At 54.9% G+C, this 17,892-nt stretch carries 15 protein-coding genes; 7 read left to right on the top strand and 8 right to left on the bottom strand.

Annotated elements, in window-relative coordinates; genetic code table 11:
- Positions 1–13: 13 nt before the first annotated feature.
- The 3 genes from KW808_RS11485 to metC are packed head-to-tail and all read right to left on the bottom strand — an operon-like array spanning position 14 to position 3,409.
- Positions 14–994 (bottom strand): LLM class flavin-dependent oxidoreductase, encoded by a 981-nt coding sequence (locus KW808_RS11485; RefSeq protein ID WP_003859412.1) that lies wholly within the window; start codon positions 992–994, stop codon positions 14–16.
- 24 nt (positions 995–1,018) lie between these two features.
- The gene (gene brnQ, locus KW808_RS11480; protein WP_080708840.1) at positions 1,019–2,299 is read right to left on the bottom strand and encodes a branched-chain amino acid transport system II carrier protein; all 1,281 of its coding nucleotides are present in this window, start codon (positions 2,297–2,299) and stop codon (positions 1,019–1,021) included.
- A gap of 3 nt (positions 2,300–2,302) precedes the next feature.
- The gene (gene metC, locus KW808_RS11475; RefSeq protein ID WP_003859416.1) at positions 2,303–3,409 is read right to left on the bottom strand and encodes a cystathionine beta-lyase MetC; all 1,107 of its coding nucleotides are present in this window, start codon (positions 3,407–3,409) and stop codon (positions 2,303–2,305) included.
- 54 nt (positions 3,410–3,463) lie between these two features.
- On the opposite strand from metC, the gene KW808_RS11470 reads away from it, so the two are divergent.
- The 4 genes from KW808_RS11470 (at position 3,464) to idi (ending at position 7,062) form a co-directional block, all read left to right on the top strand.
- Positions 3,464–3,985 carry a hypothetical protein gene (locus KW808_RS11470; protein WP_003859418.1) on the top strand — a complete coding sequence of 174 codons (522 nt, stop codon included), beginning with the start codon at positions 3,464–3,466 and terminating at the stop codon, positions 3,983–3,985.
- 111 nt (positions 3,986–4,096) lie between these two features.
- Positions 4,097–4,663 (top strand): DUF3558 domain-containing protein, encoded by a 567-nt coding sequence (locus KW808_RS11465; protein WP_003859420.1) that lies wholly within the window; start codon positions 4,097–4,099, stop codon positions 4,661–4,663.
- Positions 4,660–6,465, top strand: a complete 1,806-nt coding sequence (locus KW808_RS11460; RefSeq protein ID WP_034983849.1) for a hypothetical protein — start codon at positions 4,660–4,662, stop codon at positions 6,463–6,465. Before KW808_RS11465 ends, KW808_RS11460 begins: the two co-directional genes overlap by 4 nt.
- Before the next feature lie 27 nt (positions 6,466–6,492).
- A complete protein-coding gene (gene idi / locus KW808_RS11455) occupies positions 6,493–7,062 on the top strand; it encodes an isopentenyl-diphosphate Delta-isomerase (protein ID WP_003859424.1) in 570 nt (189 codons plus the stop codon).
- Between the two features lie 4 nt (positions 7,063–7,066).
- Here idi and KW808_RS11450 read toward each other — a convergent pair whose 3' ends face one another.
- From KW808_RS11450 to KW808_RS11440, 3 genes are read right to left on the bottom strand one after another with little or no spacing between them, the layout of a single operon-like run.
- A complete protein-coding gene (locus KW808_RS11450; protein WP_003859426.1) occupies positions 7,067–8,158 on the bottom strand; it encodes a trehalose synthase in 1,092 nt (363 codons plus the stop codon).
- Positions 8,155–9,969 (bottom strand): maltose alpha-D-glucosyltransferase, encoded by a 1,815-nt coding sequence (treS, locus tag KW808_RS11445; protein ID WP_230622966.1) that lies wholly within the window; start codon positions 9,967–9,969, stop codon positions 8,155–8,157. The genes KW808_RS11450 and treS overlap by 4 nt, the downstream gene beginning before the upstream one ends.
- Positions 9,970–10,011: 42 nt before the next feature.
- The gene (locus KW808_RS11440) at positions 10,012–11,193 is read right to left on the bottom strand and encodes a carboxylesterase family protein (RefSeq protein WP_003859429.1); all 1,182 of its coding nucleotides are present in this window, start codon (positions 11,191–11,193) and stop codon (positions 10,012–10,014) included.
- Positions 11,194–11,225: 32 nt separating this feature from the next.
- On the opposite strand from KW808_RS11440, the gene KW808_RS11435 reads away from it, so the two are divergent.
- The 3 genes from KW808_RS11435 to KW808_RS11425 are packed head-to-tail and all read left to right on the top strand — an operon-like array spanning position 11,226 to position 13,627.
- The gene (locus KW808_RS11435) at positions 11,226–13,262 is read left to right on the top strand and encodes a M3 family metallopeptidase (RefSeq protein WP_003859430.1); all 2,037 of its coding nucleotides are present in this window, start codon (positions 11,226–11,228) and stop codon (positions 13,260–13,262) included.
- A 25-nt stretch (positions 13,263–13,287) separates the two neighbouring features.
- Complete coding sequence (locus KW808_RS11430) at positions 13,288–13,494, top strand: hypothetical protein (protein ID WP_003859432.1); 207 nt, start codon at positions 13,288–13,290, stop codon at positions 13,492–13,494.
- Entirely contained in the window at positions 13,487–13,627 is a 141-nt protein-coding gene (locus KW808_RS11425) for a hypothetical protein (RefSeq protein ID WP_003859434.1), read from the top strand. Before KW808_RS11430 ends, KW808_RS11425 begins: the two co-directional genes overlap by 8 nt.
- A gap of 63 nt (positions 13,628–13,690) precedes the next feature.
- Here the strand turns inward: KW808_RS11425 and KW808_RS11420 are convergent, their stop codons facing one another.
- Both KW808_RS11420 and malQ read right to left on the bottom strand, forming a co-directional pair.
- Positions 13,691–15,556: an ABC transporter ATP-binding protein gene (locus KW808_RS11420; protein WP_003859435.1), complete on the bottom strand. Its 1,866-nt coding sequence runs from the start codon at positions 15,554–15,556 to the stop codon at positions 13,691–13,693.
- Positions 15,557–15,647: 91 nt separating this feature from the next.
- The gene (gene malQ / locus KW808_RS11415) at positions 15,648–17,768 is read right to left on the bottom strand and encodes a 4-alpha-glucanotransferase (RefSeq protein ID WP_003859437.1); all 2,121 of its coding nucleotides are present in this window, start codon (positions 17,766–17,768) and stop codon (positions 15,648–15,650) included.
- Positions 17,769–17,892 lie beyond the last annotated feature (124 nt).

The raw sequence follows: 17,892 nt of genomic DNA, 5'->3' as shown, positions 1-17,892 counted from the left end.
CGGCCCATCGGTACTAATTAATCCACGCATCCGCAAGAATCTCCATATTGCGCGTGGTTGCTTCAGTGTTGGGGGATTGCAGGGAGATCATCAGTTCATCAGCCTGTGCCGTCTTTACAAAACCGTCTAAGTATTCTTTAACTTCGGATCCAGTGCCTATAGCGGTGTAGTGAAGCATGTCGACAATTTGGCGAGCAGCTGGTGAATCCATGAGTTCATCAAGTTGCTCATCAGTAACTTGTCGGCCACGCAATGCCATGTTCTTCACGCGTGCACGCGCTACCTTGTAGAAATCATCGTGGGCTTGTTCAGTGGAATCAGATGCGGTGACATTGACGGCCGCAATGACATAAGGCTCAGGATGCTGCTCTGAAGGCTGGTAGTTATCCCGGTAGGTTTGCACCGCGTGCTCAAGGTGAGTTGGTGCGAAGTGGGATGCGAAGGAATAAGGCATACCCAACTGTGCTGCCAATTGTGCACCAAAGAGGGATGAACCCAAGATGTACAGCGGTACGTTGGTGCCCTTGCCTGGAATTGCGTTAACCCCTGGGAGACGGGAACGGCCGGTGAGGTAAGAGTTCAGCTCGACAACGTCGGACGGGAAGTTCTCGGCGGACTGAGGGTCGCGTCGTAAAGCGCGCAAGGTATTCATGTCCGTGCCAGGGGCACGGCCCAGGCCGAGGTCGATGCGGTCTGGGTACAACTCCGCCAAGGTGCCGAACTGCTCAGCGATGACATATGGGGAGTGGTTGGGCAGCATGACGCCACCGGCACCCAAACGAATAGTGTTGGTGTGTGCACCGATGTGAGAAATAAGCACTGCAGGCGCAGCTGAAGAAATGCTCTCCATGTTGTGATGCTCTGCGTACCAAATGCGCTTGAAGCCTAAACCTTCAGCTTTTTGCGCCAATGCCACTGATCGTTTGAAGCTGTCACCAGGCCTTTCGCCCTCAAAAATGGTGGCAAAATCAATCAGTGAAAGTGGGATAGACATGCAAAGACTCCTCGCAATTAGCGATTAGACGGAAATGGATTCCTTCTCTGCAACAGACTGGGCACCTTTCTTGTTCCAATCAATAGCCAAACCGATGGCAGAGGCCACGAGAACTGGGACAACCCAACCCAAAGACATGCTGTGCAGCGGCGCCCATTCGATGAATGGATTCAGCGCAGGGATAGACATGAACAGCGCCCACACAACTGCAGTCCAAATGCCGAATAGGTAGGTCCACTTGAGACGGAACAGCAGGGGCTCGATGAGCGACAAGAACACCAAGGTGATGGCCGATGGGTAAATGAAACTAATCACTGGAGCCGCAACGGCCAACACCGTATCCAATCCCATCGTGGCAACGCCAAAGGAAATCAGCGCGAAAACAGTGGCCCAGACGTGGTACTTGACACCTGGCAGCAGCGAATTGAAAAACTCAGACGTCGCACTGATCAGACCAACTGCGGTGGTCATACATGCAAGGATCAAAATGGCCACGAACATGATGCGACCAGCCTGACCCATCGTGGACAGTGCAGCGTAGTTCAAAATTGCGGTGCCATCAGCGAACTCACCGTTTACTACTTGACCGATTGAGCCCAAACCAAGATAAACCAGCGCCAACAAAATTCCGGCAATGAACGCCGACACGACAGTTGCCGTGCGGACCTTGTTAACCTTTTGGTACTTGAACGCAGAAATCACCACGATGCCAAACGCCAACGCAGCAATCGCATCCATCGTCATGTAGCCCTCAAGCAAACCCGCCCCCGCAGGCTGCTGCGCATACGCACTACTTGGCTCACCTGGCGTGCCATCCAACTTGGCTACCGACAACACCACCAGCACCACAATCAACGTGAGCAACGCTGGCGTGAGCCACTTACCCAACTTGTCTGCAATGCCATTCGGATTCCACGACAACGCCAGTGCCACCGCAAAAAACACAAAGTTAAACAAGCCCGAATAAAGCGCATTATCGACGCCAACCGCCGTCGAATAGCTCACCGCCCCAGTCCTCGGCAGCGCGTAAAACGCACCGATGGACAAATAGGCAGCAATAGGAAACACCAGGCCAAAGATCTTACCGCCACGAGAAGCCATGTCCTTGACATTTTCTCCCGACAACACCACCGCGATAATCGCCAGCACCGGGAGCAGAACACTCGTTGCTAGAAATCCTAAGATAGCTGGTAGATAGTTGGTTCCTGCCGACAATCCAAGCATCGGCGGGAAGATGAGGTTTCCAGCTCCGAAGAACATGGAAAACAGCATCAAAGAAGTAATCAGGACAGACTTTTTACTCATTATTTACAACACGCTGGCGATACGGCGCAGCCCCTCCTCAAGGGTCTCTCTGGAACACGCAAAATTAAGACGAGCGCAGGTTGTGAAACCACCAAAAGCTGCGCCATCATTCAGCATGACCTTACCCTCCTCACGAAGAATTTTAGAAGGCGCCTCTTCAATCTTGGTGCCAGCGAAGTCCAACCACATCAAATAAGTAGAGTCCGGTGCGTAGACCTTCACGCCAAGCTTTTCCAGTTCAGCAGCCGCAAAGTCACGGTTGTCCTTGAGAATCTGAATTGACTCATCAAGGAATTCTTCACCCTCGTTGTACACGGTCTCTGCAGCGATCAAACCGAGGATGGACACACCGTCACGAGTAATATCCGATAGGTTCTTCCATGCCTTTACATCAGCTTCATTGGTGAAGAAGATCTGAGCACACTTCAAACCAGCTGTGTTCCATGCCTTTGAAGTTGCAGTGATGGTGATGCAGGTATTTGCTGCGTTCTCAGAAACACCAGCAGCAACCACATGGGTGCCTTCATAAACCAGTGGCGCGTGGATCTCATCGACGATGATGCGGGCATCGTACTTCGCCGCAATATCGGTGAGCTCGCGGATGTACTCTTCAGAAAAGACCGTGCCCAGTGGGTTGTGTGGATTGCAGAACAACAGTGATCCCGCACCGTCAGCGAAGGCCTTCTCAATTTCCTTCAAATCGTACTCATGTGCATCAATGTAGATCGCCTGACGACCAGTCACCTTAGGCAACTCGATGAAAGGAGGATAAGCAGGCAGCGGCACAATGATCGCCGAACCAGGCTTAGTGAAATGCTCAATGGCAAGCTTCAGGCCACGAACCACATCCGGAATGGCGAAAACATTTTCCGGATTTGGGCCAAACCCATAGCGGCGCTCGTAGAATCCAGTCAACGCATCATTCAACCCAGTAGCATCTGGTGGGTATCCGAAGACCTCGCGCTCAACGGCATCTGCCATAGCTTCCTTCAACGGCGGGCAGGTGCCAAAATCACTTTCCGCAACCCACAAAGGAAGCACGTCTTCTGGAAACCGGGTCCATTTCAAGGTCCGGCGATTCTTCAATTCTTCGAGTTCAGGAAATCGCATACTCTCTAGGCTAGTAAACTTTTCTACGAACCTATTACTAAGAAGGAGCCCGAAGTGAAGTTGAGGACAATCCCAGCCCTGTTAGCCGTCGCACTTCTTGCAGGCTGTTCGGGTGAAAGTGCTGATAGCCAAGCCGTTTCCGCTGAGGAAACCATGGAAGTAACCACTACCTCAACCCCGGTGTTCGAAGCCAAAGAGGTAAGCCCAATCACAATCCCAAGCGGCGATATCAGGGTTGAAGACCCAGGTCTCAATGTTGAATTTATCTTCCGAGGCACCCGCTACGGCACCAACGGTGGCTCAATTATTCACATCGCGGTGAAAAACCTAAACGACGTAGCCCTGCCAGCCGAGGCCATCGATCCACCCACCCTGGACATCGAAGACTACAACGGCAACAAAACCAACATCGAAACCCTCTCCGGCGACGACAACATCCCACTCGACCTACCACTGGGTGCCGGCGCGACAACGAACCTGCAATACGCGTTCAACACCTCAAACGGCTCATTGTCGAATGCTGAATTCCAGATCGGAAACGTCATCTACTCAGGCAATTTGAACAGCTTGGCGTAAGTTCAAAAAATAATTTGAATTTTAGGGAACCTACCCCGAACTTTTGCAGTCTAACGCTTATGAGTGCCTTTTCACGGCCCTCGTTACGACTACAAAGATCGGGGTATTTTTATGCGACGAATCTGGCTGCTCGTATGCGGCATCGCATTGACTGTCGCCGGCTGCACGAGTGGATCCACCACTCCCACAACCGTCACGGTAACCGCAACGTCAACGTCGGAGGAGGCTGCATCCACGGAGCCGACCAACGACATACTTGCCAGCCAATTTCATCCGTGTGAAGTACTCACGCAAGAACAGTTCGAAGAAGCTGGATTGGGAGTCTTGATTGTTGAAGACGCTTACCTCGGCTCGACAGGTTTAGGTTGCAGTTTCGGGAAAGCAGACAGAGAGGATTTTTCAGGTACGTGGCTCATTTCAACTGACCAAGTGAACCGACAATTTGTTGAAAACCAAGATCTAGAGACATTGGATTGGGGATCCAATGACAATCCAGATCTGTATGTGCATCAAATGTCCGAGACGGGTCGTCAATGTGAGGCAGCAGTTGACTATGACTGGGGCCGGCTTACGGTTGACTATCTCGAATTAGGTGAGGGCTGGGAGCCAGAAATCTTGTGCTCTGATGCTGTTGAAATTTTAGAAAATCTCATCAAGGAACTAAGGGGAATTCCATGACGTTGAAAATTGATCCCTCGTCCATCAGTAGTGCTGTGTCTCGCTTGAATGAGCTTCAGCATCAAGCTATTACTGCATCTCAAGTGGGAATGAAATCAACAATTCTATCCGCGTTTTCGCCCGTCTCTGGACTCGATCAATTGGGTTCCGGTCACGGGAGCGTGATTAATGGTGGGGCAGGCGCAGCAAACTCTGTGCTGAATTCCTATGCCGAACAAATCGAGTGGTTGTCTGCGGCTTTGCAGGCTTCTGGTGCGGCTTTGACTGGCCAGGATGAATTATTCGCTAGGGGTATGGATGTAGCGGATACCGGTGGCAGGGTTGTAGAAGAGTCGGTAATGTTCCCGGCGCGGCCGGCACCTCGGTTTGAGTCTTTCGTTTTTAATCCACCAGCTGTTAGTCCTTCGTTGTCGTTGGATGCGTTGTGTAGTCAGTTTTCCGGAACCAACTCGGGGGCGGTTTTGGAGGCGCAGGGGTCTTGGGGCTCTATGGCGTCGGCTATTAGCAATGTGTCGGCTTCGTTGTCGTCGATTGCTGGTGAGATTTTGGCGGAGAACTCAGGCGAAACGTTTGAGCAGGCTGCTGCTCGGATTAATGAGGTGGCGGCTGCGGGGGCGACGTTTGCTGCGAATGCGAAAATGATGGGGGCGTCGGTGGGGACGCTGAATCGGATTTATATGGGGCATCGCATGCAGGTGTTTATGGCTGCGACGTCGATTAAGGCGATTTTGGATCCGGTGCAGAGGCTTGCTGCGGAGAGGGCGTTTTTGGCGTCGTTTCAGGCTACTTTTCAGGCGGATGTGTTGACGGGTATGCCTCCTGTGAGCAATTTGATGCAGATGAAGGGGGCGAATGGTTCTGCGGGGGAAATTGCTCTGGGGATGGATGAGATTGCTGGCAGTGGGCAGGCATGGTCTGCGACGGGGTTGACTCCGTCGGGAGCTGCGCAGGGTGGTGTCGCCAATGGGGGCAGTATCGCGCCGGATGCAGCGGTTCAAGGTGCTGCGGGGCAAAGTGGGGTTGGAAGTTTTGGCACTGTCACTGATCAGTTGGATGGCATCAATATTGGGGATATGTTGACCTCTGCTGCCTCAGCTGGGCAGAGCCTTGCGAATGGTCTGGCTATGCCTACTTCTACGCCTATTTCAGCGTCCGGAGCGATTCCTTCCTCGATGTCTGCGGCATCGTCACTTGGTGCGCTTGGCAGCGGTGCTGGATTGGGCGCGCAGGGTGGCTCGATTGGATCTTCGGCACCTGGAGCGATCAGTAGTCGAGCGGCCGGATCCGCAGGTGGTTCGGTATCAGGAATGACTGGTGGTCCTGGCGCGCCGGGGATGGTGGGTTCGACGAGTAGCGGTCGGATGAGTCCTGCAGGATCGGGGATTACCTCGGATTCGTTGATGGGAGCTCGAACTCATGGTGCTTCTTCCGCGGGAGCTGTCGCTCCGATGATGGGTGGTGCTGGCGGAATGTCTGGTGGCGTCGTTGGTGCAGGTGGTACTGGTTCTCAGAGCAAGTATGCGCGCCAGACTGGATCGTCGGTTGGATCTAGTTCGCAGTCGGGTTCTGGCCTGGGGATGGTGGGATCAGGGAGTGGGAAGGCGTCGATAAGCAATTTTGGGCGCGGCATGATGCCTATGATGCCCATGATGCCCATGGGAGGCGCCGGCGGTGGGCAGAAGAATACCGGCAAGGTGAAAACGGTGACGTCTGCGGTGGAGGAAGACCGCAATTTGGCGGCGCTGCTGGGTGATCGGGGGCCGGTTGTTCCGGGTGTGATTGGTGACTGGGTGAGGGGCTAACGCAACAATGTGTCTAAGCTTAGGGGCATGACTACTGAGGTTGAACTGGTTGTTTTAGCTGATTCCGAGGGCAATGCTATTGGTACCGCGCCGAAAGCTACGGTGCACACTAAGGACACGCCTCTGCATTTCGCGTTTTCCACCTATATTTTGAACCCGCGTGGGGAGCTGTTGGTGACGCGTCGTGCGTTATCGAAGAAGACATGGCCTGGTGTGTGGACGAACTCTATGTGTGGGCACCCTGGTCCGGATGAGACAAACGCGGATGCGATTCGTCGCAGGGGTGTCGATGAGTTGGGGCTGGAGGTGGATTCCTTCTTGGATATTCAGGAGATTCTGCCTGATTACCAGTACCGTGCTGTCGACGCGTCCGGCATTGTGGAGTGGGAGTTGTGCCCGGTCCACCTCGTGCGTTTAGCGGTGGGGGAATTTGTGGAGCCGCTGGATGATGAGGTGGAGGAGTTCGAGTGGGTGGAACCGCAGAAGCTTTTCGACGCTGTTGATGCCACACCATTTGTGTTTTCTCCATGGCTAGTGGATCAGCTTAGCGCCCCTGAGCTGCGCCAAGCCATCCTGGAAGCGTTTGACGCAGAGTAACTAACTAGTCTAGAAGCCTTTCGACCGCTTCGAGTGGGATTTTCACCCAGTCGGGGCGGTTGTTTATTTCATAGGCAACCTCGTACAACGCCTTGTCCAGAATGTAGGCATTGAGGAGTTCTTGGTCTTCTATTGATCCGTAGCCGTCGAGGAATAGCGCGGTGGCTTCGTTGGCCCATTGGGTGTGTTCGCCATCGAAGTAGGCTGCGTAGTCGATGGATCTGATGATGCCGGCGAGATCTTTCAGGGGAGAGTCGGGGAGGCGTCGTTGATTAAGTGGGCGGGCAGGTTCGCCTTCGAAATCGATGAGGATGTAGCGTTCGGGGGTTTTGATGAGCTGCCCCAAGTGGAGGTCACCGTGGATGCGTTGGATGTGGGCGTCGCCTTCCAACGATTGGTAGAGGTCGATGGCTGCTTCTTTGAAGCGGGCGATTTCGGGAGCTTGGGAGATTAGTTCATTAAGGCGGGTAGTGAGCGCATCGGCGAGTGCTTCTACGGGAACTACCCGAGTAGGGAAGGCCGATGCAAGAGCAGTGTGAACATTGCGGGTGGCTTCGCCGATCTTTTCTGCATCCTCTGCAAAGCTGCCAGAGGTAGTAGTCAGCGCATGTGACCAGCCATCCAAACCTGGAACGTACTGCTGCGCCATGACCAAGGTGTAGTTAGCCCCGGAGATCTCAGCGGAGGAAAAACCCAGAATGGGCGCGATGTTGGGGCAGGAGGAAATTTTAGAAATTAGCTCCACATCGGGGTTTTGCCCGGATTCTAATTTGCGGAAGTATTTCACGATCGCTTTATTGTCGGCGGTGATGAAAGAGCTATTGGATTGTTCTGTGCCGAGCGGGGTGAAAGGGCCAATGGGAAAAGCAGAGCTGCCAGTCCATGCCCCGAAACTCGCACCGACCTCTTCTACGTGGTCGTTGAGAACATCTTTGCCGTCATCATTGACCAACAACTGATACAGCGCATTGTTGATGCGCACTACAGCTAAAGTGTTCTCGCCACATTCGCGGGACAACACAATATCTACGTTGTCGATGGTGTGGGACTTGGCGCCGTAGAAACGCTCGGTGATGATGTGTTGGCCAATGCTCATTCCATATCGTCCTTTTCATCGGCGGTGAGATCAAACCAGAAGAATCCGTGAGGGGCTAAAGTGACAATCCACTCCCGTTCAGCAATGGTAGGGAACAGCTGCCCGCCTGACATCTCTCGAGGGGTGTGTCCTGCAAATTCACGTAAATCAAGCGAGACTGCCTGCGGGTATTTGCTCATGTTGTTGACACACAAAATGGTTTGTCCCTTGTGTTCTCGTAAAAATGTCAACACTGACTCATTGGTGGAGGACACTTCACGGTAGGTTCCGGCACCAAATGCGCGGTACTGTTTGCGGATCAGGATTTGGTTGCGGAGCCAGCGCAGCAGGGAGTTTTCGCGGTTGAGTTGGCTTTCCACGTTTACTTGGGCGTAGCCGTATTGATCATTTTGGATCGCAGGAAGGTACAGGCGTTCAGGATCAGCTTTGGAGAAACCACCGTTGCGGTCGTTGGACCACTGCATGGGGGTGCGCACTCCGTCGCGGTCGTGGAGCCAGATGTTGTCGCCCATGCCAATTTCATCACCGTAATACAACACGGGTGAGCCAGGTAGAGACAGCAACAAACCGTGAAGGAGTTCCAGCTGGTTGCGGTCGCCTTCAAGCAGTGGGGAAAGGCGCCTGCGGATTCCTACGTTGGCACGCATACGAGGTTCCATGGCGAACTGAGAGTACATGTAGCTGCGTTCCTCATCGGAGACCATTTCAAGGGTGAGCTCATCATGATTACGCAGGAAAATACCCCATTGGGCAGTCTTGGGAATCTCCGGGGTGTTGGCCAGGATCTCACTGATCGGGGTGCGTGAACCTTGGCGAACTCCCATGAAAATGCGCGGCATCAAAGGGAAGTGGAAGGCCATGTGGCATTCATCGCCTTTGTCTTTTTCACCGAAGTATTCGACCACATCTTGGGGCCATTGGTTGGCTTCTGCGAGCAGGATTCGGCCAGGGTATTCCTTCTCAATGACAGAGCGACACAGTTTGAGGAAATCGTGGGTCTCTTTGAGGTTTTCGCCGTTGGTGCCTTCGCGTTCAAAAAGATAAGGAACGGCATCTAGTCGGAAACCATCAAGTCCCAGGTCCAGCCAGAAACGCAAGACATCAAGCATGGCCTCTTGGACTGCGGGGTTGTCGTAGTTGAGGTCTGGTTGGTGGGAGAAGAAGCGGTGCCAGAAGTACTGGCCACGCACCGGATCATAGGTCCAGTTGGATTCTTCTGTATCTACAAAGATGATGCGGGCTTCGTTGTACAGCATGGGATCATCGCTCCACACATAGAAATCTCCGTAGGGGCCGGTTGGGTCGCGCCGGGATTCTTGGAACCATGCGTGCTGGTCGGAGGTGTGATTCATGACCAAGTCGGTGATAACACGCAGGCCTCGGCGGTGGGCGTGGTCAACGAGTTCCACGAAGTCATCGACGGTGCCGAATTCGGGCAGGATTTCACGGAAGTTGCGGATATCGTAACCGCCGTCGCGCAGTGGGGAATCATAAAACGGTGGGATCCAAATGCAATCCACGCCGAGCCACTGGATGTAATCCAGTTTTTCGGTCAGGCCTTTCAACGATCCGACTCCGTTGCCTTCTGGATCGTAGAAGGCACGAACCAGCACTTCGTAGAAAACGGCGTCTTTGTACCACTCGCGGTTTTTCTTCTCCCAGGGCTGTTCACCGGGAGCGGGTGCGGGGACTGGAAACTCTTCCGATTCGTGCTCAACGATCAAGCCGTGGGCATCAAGAACTGGGCGAGCCGCGTGATCAGGGTGGTGATCTGCACTCGGCTGAGAATTCAACGGAGAGGTATCAGTCATGCCTGCCAGGATAGAGAAATGCCAGGAGGTTTGCAGCACATTCTAAAAAGCCAGGCGCACCATGCGTAGCGGGTCTTTCACCACTTTCGCTTCACCGGAGACTAGTGAGAGAGCTGCGCGGTTTTCTTCGGAATATTGAGGCCACGATGGCGTAGCCCCGCGGGCGAAGGAGGCGATGTGGCGATGTGCTTCGGAATCTTCCAAGAAGACCAAGGACAGGTCATCGCAGTGCTTGCCGGGAAATTCCATCCACCAACCTTTTTCGGTTTGCGCGACGTAGCGGCGGATCACGGCATCACCAATCATGCGGCCTACAACGCGGTTGTCGATCTTGCGGGCTTCCTTAATATAGGTATCCGAATTCTCCAGGCCAAAGAGTCGAGCCGCCAGTTTTACGCCGAAGCCACGCTGGTCGAACCATAAGCCTGCGCGGTGTCCGTACATTTCATCGCGGGTGGAGGAGATGATCAAATCGATGTCGGCCAGCTCATTCGGGTCGTATGGGGTAGGGCCGAGTGCCAGGTCGGTGAAGTAGCGGCGAGCAAAGCGACGGTAGCCTTTGTCCAAGCGTGCGGGCTTGATGCCCGCCAGCGAGGCGCGGGTGACGGGTTTGCCCAGGGCGCGTCGTAAAGCACCTTTTCGGGCAGCGAATGGCTGGCGCGGGAAGCTGGGGGAGAGCGCAACCAGGCGTCGAAAAGCACCTTTATAGTGGTCTAGGCGCGTGAGCCAGAGCGCGATGCCGGCGCCCGCGGACTGCCCGATGAGGGTGACGTTGGTGGGATCGCCGCCGAAATGCTCGATGTTTTTCTGCACCCACTCCAGCGCGAGCACGCAATCATCGATGCCGCGGTAACGATTGGCCTCGTCGTCGTGGAAGCGCGCAAAGCCCTCCAGGCCGACGCGGTAATCGATCGAGACCACCACAAAGCCCTGTTCACGGAAGAAAGTGGGCTCGGTGCGGGCATCGAAACGCGTGCCACCGTCATATCCTCCGCCGTGGATATAAACGATCACCGGGGCATCCGCGCCGAACCGTGCCTCCGGGGTTGCCAACGTTAAATAGAGACCCTCGTGCTTGCCGGTCGCATCAATGCGCAGGGGTTCTAGCTTTTCGGCATCAGCAAACGGGCGCGCCTTTGCGTAGGGAATCGAGCGGAAATAATGGGGCTCGCCGGTGATGGTTCCCGCCGGGCATTCAACGGTGACGGAAGAGGTGGCAGACATGATGAAAACTCTAGCAACTAGTATCGGTCACTATGACTGTTGAACACCTGCTCAAGCCCAGCACCTTGCCCTACCAGCTGCCCGATTTCGCAGCGATCAAGGTGGGCGATTTCCTGCCCGCCTTCGAACTCGCATTAGCTGAACACGATGCTGAAATTACAGCGATCGCTACCAATGAGGACGCGCCTACCTGGGAGAACACCATTGAGGCCCTGGAACGCGCAGGCCTGTCCCTCAACCGCGTCGCCGCCGTATTCTTCAACTTGCAGGGCACCGATTCCTCCCCTGAAATGGATGAAATCGCAGCCACTATCGCGCCGAAACTCTCCGCGCATTCGGATGTGATTTTCCACAATGCTGCGCTTTTCGCGCGCATTGAGGCCGTAGAAGCACCGGCCGACGAGGAATCGCAACGCCTGCTGTCCCACACCAAGCGCGCTTTTCGACGTCGCGGTGCAGCACTCAACGCCGACGGCAAGGCCCGACTGAGCACCATCAACCAGCGCCTATCGGCACTGTCCGAACAGTTCGGCCGCAATCTGCTTCAAGACACCCGCGATCTGGCGGTCAACTTTGAAGAATCTGAACTTGCCGGTTTTAGCGAAGGCCGCATATCCGCCGCCGCTGACTACGCAGCAGCAGTTGGCACCGAAGGCTACGTGGTTCCGCTGGAACTGCCCACCGTGCAGTCAGAGCAGGCAGTATTAACCGAATCCGCCTCGCGTGCAAAGCTTTATGAAGCCTCCCAGAAGCGTGGCGCCAGCCTGAACAAGGACGTGCTGCTCGAAACCGTGCGTCTGCGTGCTGAACGCGCCGCACTTTTAGGCTACGACACCCACGCCGATTACGTCATCGAAGAAGAAACCGCCGATGACGTCGCAGCCGTGCGTGCCTTGCTTTATGATCTCGCCCCAGCCGCCTCCGCCAATGCGAAAGCCGAATACAAACTCTCCGCCGAAGAAGCAGAAGAACACGGCCAAAAAGTCGGCGCAGCTGACTGGAGCTTCTGGGAAGCCAAAGTCCGCGCCCGCGACTACGCCCTGGACGAAACCGAACTGCGCAACTACTTCCCACTGAACCAAGTACTCCGTGACGGCGTCTTCTTCGCTGCTAACCGCCTCTACGGAATCACCGTGGAACCACGCCCTGACCTGCGCGGTTACGCCGAGGGCGTGGACGTCTGGGAAGTCCTCGATTCTGACGGCTCCGGCATCGGCCTGATCCTTACCGACTACTACGGCCGACCATCCAAGCGGGGCGGCGCTTGGATGTCCAGCTTTGTCGACCAATCCGAGCTGCTAGGCACCAAGCCAGTCGTGGTCAACGTTATGGGTATTACCAAACCAACCACCGGCGAAGCACTACTCAGCCTCGATGAAGTAACCACCATCTTCCACGAATTCGGCCACGGCCTGCACGGCTTGCTGTCCAAGGTGCGCTACCCAAGCTTCTCCGGAACCTCCGTGCCCCGCGACTACGTAGAATTCCCCTCCCAGATCAACGAAAACTGGGCATTCGACCCTGCAGTAGTCCGCAACTACGCCCGCCACGTGGACACCGGCGACATCATTCCAGACTCCCTGCTTGAGGCAGTGGAAGCATCCCGCCAATTCGGACAAGGTTTTGCCACCTCCGAATACTTGGCAGCATCGATTATCGACCTGGCCTGGCACTCCCTGTCCGCAGCGGAAGCCGCAGCAGTCAATGACATTGACCAATTCGAAGCCGACGCACTAGCCGCAGCAGGCCTCGACGTGGACAACATTGCACCGCGCTACCGATCCACCTACTTCAACCACATCTTTGCTGGCGGCTACTCAGCCGGCTACTACTCCTACCTGTGGGCGGAAGCACTCGACGCCGACGGCTTCGACTGGTTCCGCGAAGAAGGCGCAGCCGGATCCGTGGCTTCCCTCGACGCAGCCCGCACCGCCGGCCAGAAATTCCGTGACCTGGTCTTATCCCGCGGCGCAGCCTCCGACTACAGCAACGCCTTCGAAGAACTCCGTGGCCGTTCCAAAGACCTCGGCCCACTTCTGCGCCGCCGAGGTCTGGCTGGGGCAATCTAAACAACCCGGTGTAGGCTAATAACCCATGACTGCATTCCTCGACCGGATCTCACAGCTGCTTACAACATCACCGCTGTGGATCCAGTCACCGATCGTCATCCTAGGATCAGTAGTGGTCTGCGCGTTGCTAGCAGTACTTCTGCTCCGCGTAGTCGACATCCTCGGCGCCTGGGTGCAGCGAATTGGAACACCACAATCCTCCGGAAAGGGACAAGAACCACACCATGGCTAACCCAGAAGAGCTCCGCAAGAGAGACCAAGAACTCCCGAAGCGTAAGCGCAAGTACCCACAGTCACGCGTTACCCAAGCGCTCGTGGTGTTGCTGGTCATCGTTGTTATTGCGTGGCTTGTTTCCTTGATCTAGAGCATGGAATTAAGAAAAATCCCCTGGTACCTTTGGGCACTGGGGGATTGTTCTTTCGCGGGGCTAGTCCTCTTCTTCAGCTGGTGCATCGCCAGTGAAACCAAAGGCGCGCAGACGCTCCCGGTCGGCTTCTGCTGTGGAGTTGGTCAGGCGCAGCAGTTCGGAATAGATACCGCCTGAGACTGCGAGCTCGGTAGGAGATCCGACCTCTTCAACCCGTCCGTTTTGGATGGTCACGATGGTATCGACGCCTGCGATGGTGGACAGGCGGTGGGCGATCATTAAGGTGGTGCGGTTTTCCATCAGCTGTTCCAAACCGGCTTGGACTGCCTGCTCAGACTTGGTATCCAGTGCAGAGGTGGCTTCATCGAGAACAAGAAGTGGGGCATCTTTAAGCATGGCCCGTGCCACAGAGACGCGCTGCTTCTGGCCACCAGAAAGTTTGAGCCCGCGTTCACCGACGACGGTTTCATATCCTTCAGGGAAGGCGGAAATGAACTCATGTGCGTTGGCTTTCTTAGCCACTTCGATGATCTCTTCGCGGGTGGCACCTGGGCGACCGTAGGCGATGTTTTCTGCAATAGATCCAGAGAACAAGCTGGCGTCCTGGAAGACCACACCCACGGATGCGCGAAGTTCCTCGGAAGTCAGATCTTTAACATCCACGCCACATACTGCAAGGCTGCCGCTGTTTGGTTTGTACAGACCTAACAGAAGGTTGACTAGGGTGGATTTACCGCCGCCGGATTCACCGACCAACGCGATGCGCTCGCCGTGGCGGGCGGTAATGGACACGTCGGAAATAACCGGCTTGCCTTCTTCGTAGGCGAAGGTGACGTTTTTGAATTCCATCGCTGGTTCTCCAGCGGGCAGCGCGGCGGGCGTGCCCACACTGATGCGTGGAGTGTCTGAGGCGAGGGTGGCGTCGACAAGCTCCTTATTGGCGGTGGGCTCGACCTGCTGCGCCATGACCTCGAAGTAGTCGCGGGAGCCGGCGATGGCGCGCTGCGCGGAGTCGACGATGTAGCTCATCATGTACACCGGTTGCTGCGCCATGGTGACAAGCTGGATGAGCATGACCATGTCGCCGATGGTGAAATGGCCGTGCAAGGTGCGGTAGAAAATCAGCAGGTGAATGGCCAGGAAGATGATATTTAGTGCCGCGCCACGGAGAGTATCCATGCGGTGCCACCAACCGGATTGCGGCCGGGTAATCGCTACTGTTTTGCCGTAACGCCCACCGAAATCAGCGAGCTCGCGGGTCTCTGCGACGAATGATTTAACAACCTTGACCTGGCCGACAACCTCAGCGAAGCGGCCGTTAGCCACGTCGATTTCGTGGTTTTTCTCGCCCTCATATTTCTGCCAGCGTTTCGATGTCAACGCCGTCAGCCACATGTAAATCGGGAACAACATCGCCAGCAGAATTGCCAGAGGCCAGTAGTAAATCGCGGAAATAATCAGCACTGCCACCATGGTGATGAGCATGGGGAAGAAGTTGTTGGAGAAGCTCTGCATGAACTGCGTGATGCCGTTGATTGATCGATCAAGGCGGGCGATGATGGTGCCGGTGACCTGATTATCAAAATACTTCTGAGGCAGCGCCAACAGCTTTGCGTAATAGCGCGTGGCCAGAATCTGGCGCATACGAGATGCCATGACATCACCGATGTAGCCACCGATGTTGGTCATCACCGTATTGAGGAGGCTTGCGACAAACAGGGCTAAAGCTAAGAAAATAATAGTGCGAGTAACGGCATCGACGGTGTTAGATCCGGTTACTGCAGAAACAATGGAATCTGTTGCTTCGCGGAGAATAAACGGCGACAGCAGCGACAACGCCGCGATCACAATGGATACGACGATAATTCCGAGATAGTAGGGCCAAAGCGCAGACGTGGTTTTTAAAATTCGACCAAGAAGTCGCATTAGTAGGTGGTGGCTCTCTTTGATAAAGATGTAAATGAACTAGGAATGATCATTGTTCATCAGATTCGGAGCCACCACAACTGAAGCGGACCTAATCTCGCTTGCTTGCCTTTGCCACACGGTGATACAGCTCATTTTCACGCAGCGATTCAATGAGCACGGAGTTGCCTTCGCTGTCACACAGTGGGATACACCAGTTGGGATACATATCCCTCGTTGTGCCCGGCTGATTCTGTGCCCGCTTTTCACCGACCATGTCTACCAAGGAGACACAGGTCAGTGCTGAAGGGGTTTTCGCAACGAAAGTGTGCAGGCCTTCCAACAGCTCAACCAACTCACCGCGCTGATCGCGTTCGAGTCCCACGTATTCCCGGGCTGGCAATGCGTTAGCAGATGCTGCGACATCAAGGATCTCCGCTTGCCACTGCAGATCCTCAGCGAGTTCTGCAGCAGGATCAGTGGTGAGCACACCCAATCGCTCACGAAGAGCAATGTGCTCGCCCTCCAAATAACCAGCAGTCGGAGGGAGATCATGAGTGGTCACAGTGGTCAAGGCCAGCGGACGATACTCTTCCTGGCGGCGAGGACCCGGCTGGCTTGGGGAATGCTCGAACCATAGGATCGAGGTGCCCATGATGCCACGCTGAGCCAATGCATCTTGTACCCAAGGCTCAAACGTTCCCAGATCTTCACCAATGACAACGGCGCCTGCGAGTTCTGCTTCTAGGGCTAGAATGCCTACCAACGCATTATGGTCGAAGCGGATATAGGTGCCCGTAGCAGGGGATTGCATGCGTGGCATGACAAAGAGCCTGAACAAACCAAGAACGTGGTCCACGCGGATTCCGCCGGAGTGACGCAGCACAGTGCGCAGCAGATTACGCCACGGAATGTAGCCTTCCTCTGCAAGACGCACTGGATGCCATGGTGGCTGGGACCAGTCTTGGCCCTGCTGGTTGTATCCATCTGGTGGGGCGCCCACTGACGCATCCGGAGCAAGTACGTGGCTGAGGTTCTGGGCATCAGCACCACCTGGATGCACACCAACTGCCAGGTCTGCCATGATGCCGATCGACATTCCGGCATCGACAGCGCGCTTTTGAGCTGCCGCCAGCTGCTCATCACATAGCCACTGCAACCACATGTAGAACATGGTCAGCTCATCGCGGTCTGGCTCAGTTCCGTGGACAGATTCAGACTGTGCAGTTTCGCGGTCCGCGCACCAGGTGGCGAAATCAATAAGACCTTGGCCTTCCCGTTGCACGAAGGAGACAAAGTTGGCTTCACGTTCGCTGGAACGAGGCATTTCAAAAATGGCGCGCAGCACTTGAAGCTTTGCAGCGTAGACGTCATTGCGCTCAATGATGTCTGAGGTCAGATTGCGTTCGCGGAATTCCGCAGCCATCTCTGCGATATCATCGCGTAGATCAATCTCAAGCTGATTAAACTCCGGAATATCTTCTACCCGAATGTAGATCGGGTTGATAAAGCGCCTGGTTGTGGGCAGATAAGGAGAGTCCTCAGTAGGAGGCAGCGGCTCTGCAGCGTGCATAGGGTTGATGAGCAGGAAGTCTGCTCCATCCTGGGCAACCACACTTGCCAAGTTTCCTAAATCATTGAAATCACCCATGCCCCACGACAACGTGGAACGCACAGAGTAGATCTGCGCCATGACACCACTGCGAGGGGAATCAAGATACTTATCAGCAGTAGACAGACGAGCCGGGGTGATGATCAAACCGCACTCAGCTAAGCGTTCATTGGATTTAAGGTGAAGCTTGTGCCAACCCAAGGGGAGATCACCAGGAATCTTAAACGATGCCTCGCCCCACCTAATCCCATCAATTTCCCGTGGCGCTGTCCAGTTTTCCACCTGAGAAACATCCCGCTGCGTGCCGTCTTCCAATTCGATGTGGACATCTGCAGGGGAACCGTCGTGCACATGCACCGGGAAAACTAGTTCATCACCTTCAACTGCAACCACCGATGGAGGCAGTGGGCGAGTGAACTCTCGATCATGGAAGAGGGCAATTTGGCGTTGGATGGCGTCATCGTTGGGGAAGTTGCTTGTATCTAAATTCACACCCAGAGCACGCAGGATTTTCACTAATGTGTCATCGCTGACCTCAATATGGGCACCTTTGTAATCAGTGTAGGAAGTTGCTACGCCGTAGAGATCGGCGAGTTCATTCAAAAATCTGCGAGCAGTCACAACACAACATTATGCCACTAATAGCGTGTGGGCACAGCATATTTGTAGCGTGAGGGTAGGTTTGTTAGAAAATACATCTTTTGGATTGGGCTTTGGGGTGGCTTTTATACACCCTGATTGGTGC

Source organism: [Brevibacterium] flavum (genome assembly GCF_019317305.1).
Lineage (GTDB): Bacteria > Actinomycetota > Actinomycetes > Mycobacteriales > Mycobacteriaceae > Corynebacterium > Corynebacterium glutamicum.
This window is presented reverse-complemented; position numbering and strand designations above follow the sequence as displayed.

Excerpts from the sequence above, each read along its gene's own strand:
- KW808_RS11485 (WP_003859412.1), bottom strand. The coding sequence starts at position 994 with ATGTCTATCCCACTTTCACTGATTGATTTTGCCACCATTTTTGAGGGC.
- brnQ (WP_080708840.1), bottom strand. The coding sequence starts at position 2,299 with ATGAGTAAAAAGTCTGTCCTGATTACTTCTTTGATGCTGTTTTCCATG.
- metC (WP_003859416.1), bottom strand. The coding sequence starts at position 3,409 with ATGCGATTTCCTGAACTCGAAGAATTGAAGAATCGCCGGACCTTGAAA.
- KW808_RS11465 (WP_003859420.1), top strand. The coding sequence starts at position 4,097 with ATGCGACGAATCTGGCTGCTCGTATGCGGCATCGCATTGACTGTCGCC.
- KW808_RS11460 (WP_034983849.1), top strand. The coding sequence starts at position 4,660 with ATGACGTTGAAAATTGATCCCTCGTCCATCAGTAGTGCTGTGTCTCGC.
- idi (WP_003859424.1), top strand. The coding sequence starts at position 6,493 with ATGACTACTGAGGTTGAACTGGTTGTTTTAGCTGATTCCGAGGGCAAT.
- KW808_RS11450 (WP_003859426.1), bottom strand. The coding sequence starts at position 8,158 with ATGAGCATTGGCCAACACATCATCACCGAGCGTTTCTACGGCGCCAAG.
- treS (WP_230622966.1), bottom strand. The coding sequence starts at position 9,969 with ATGACTGATACCTCTCCGTTGAATTCTCAGCCGAGTGCAGATCACCAC.
- KW808_RS11440 (WP_003859429.1), bottom strand. The coding sequence starts at position 11,193 with ATGTCTGCCACCTCTTCCGTCACCGTTGAATGCCCGGCGGGAACCATC.
- KW808_RS11435 (WP_003859430.1), top strand. The coding sequence starts at position 11,226 with ATGACTGTTGAACACCTGCTCAAGCCCAGCACCTTGCCCTACCAGCTG.
- KW808_RS11430 (WP_003859432.1), top strand. The coding sequence starts at position 13,288 with ATGACTGCATTCCTCGACCGGATCTCACAGCTGCTTACAACATCACCG.
- KW808_RS11425 (WP_003859434.1), top strand. The coding sequence starts at position 13,487 with ATGGCTAACCCAGAAGAGCTCCGCAAGAGAGACCAAGAACTCCCGAAG.
- KW808_RS11420 (WP_003859435.1), bottom strand. The coding sequence starts at position 15,556 with ATGCGACTTCTTGGTCGAATTTTAAAAACCACGTCTGCGCTTTGGCCC.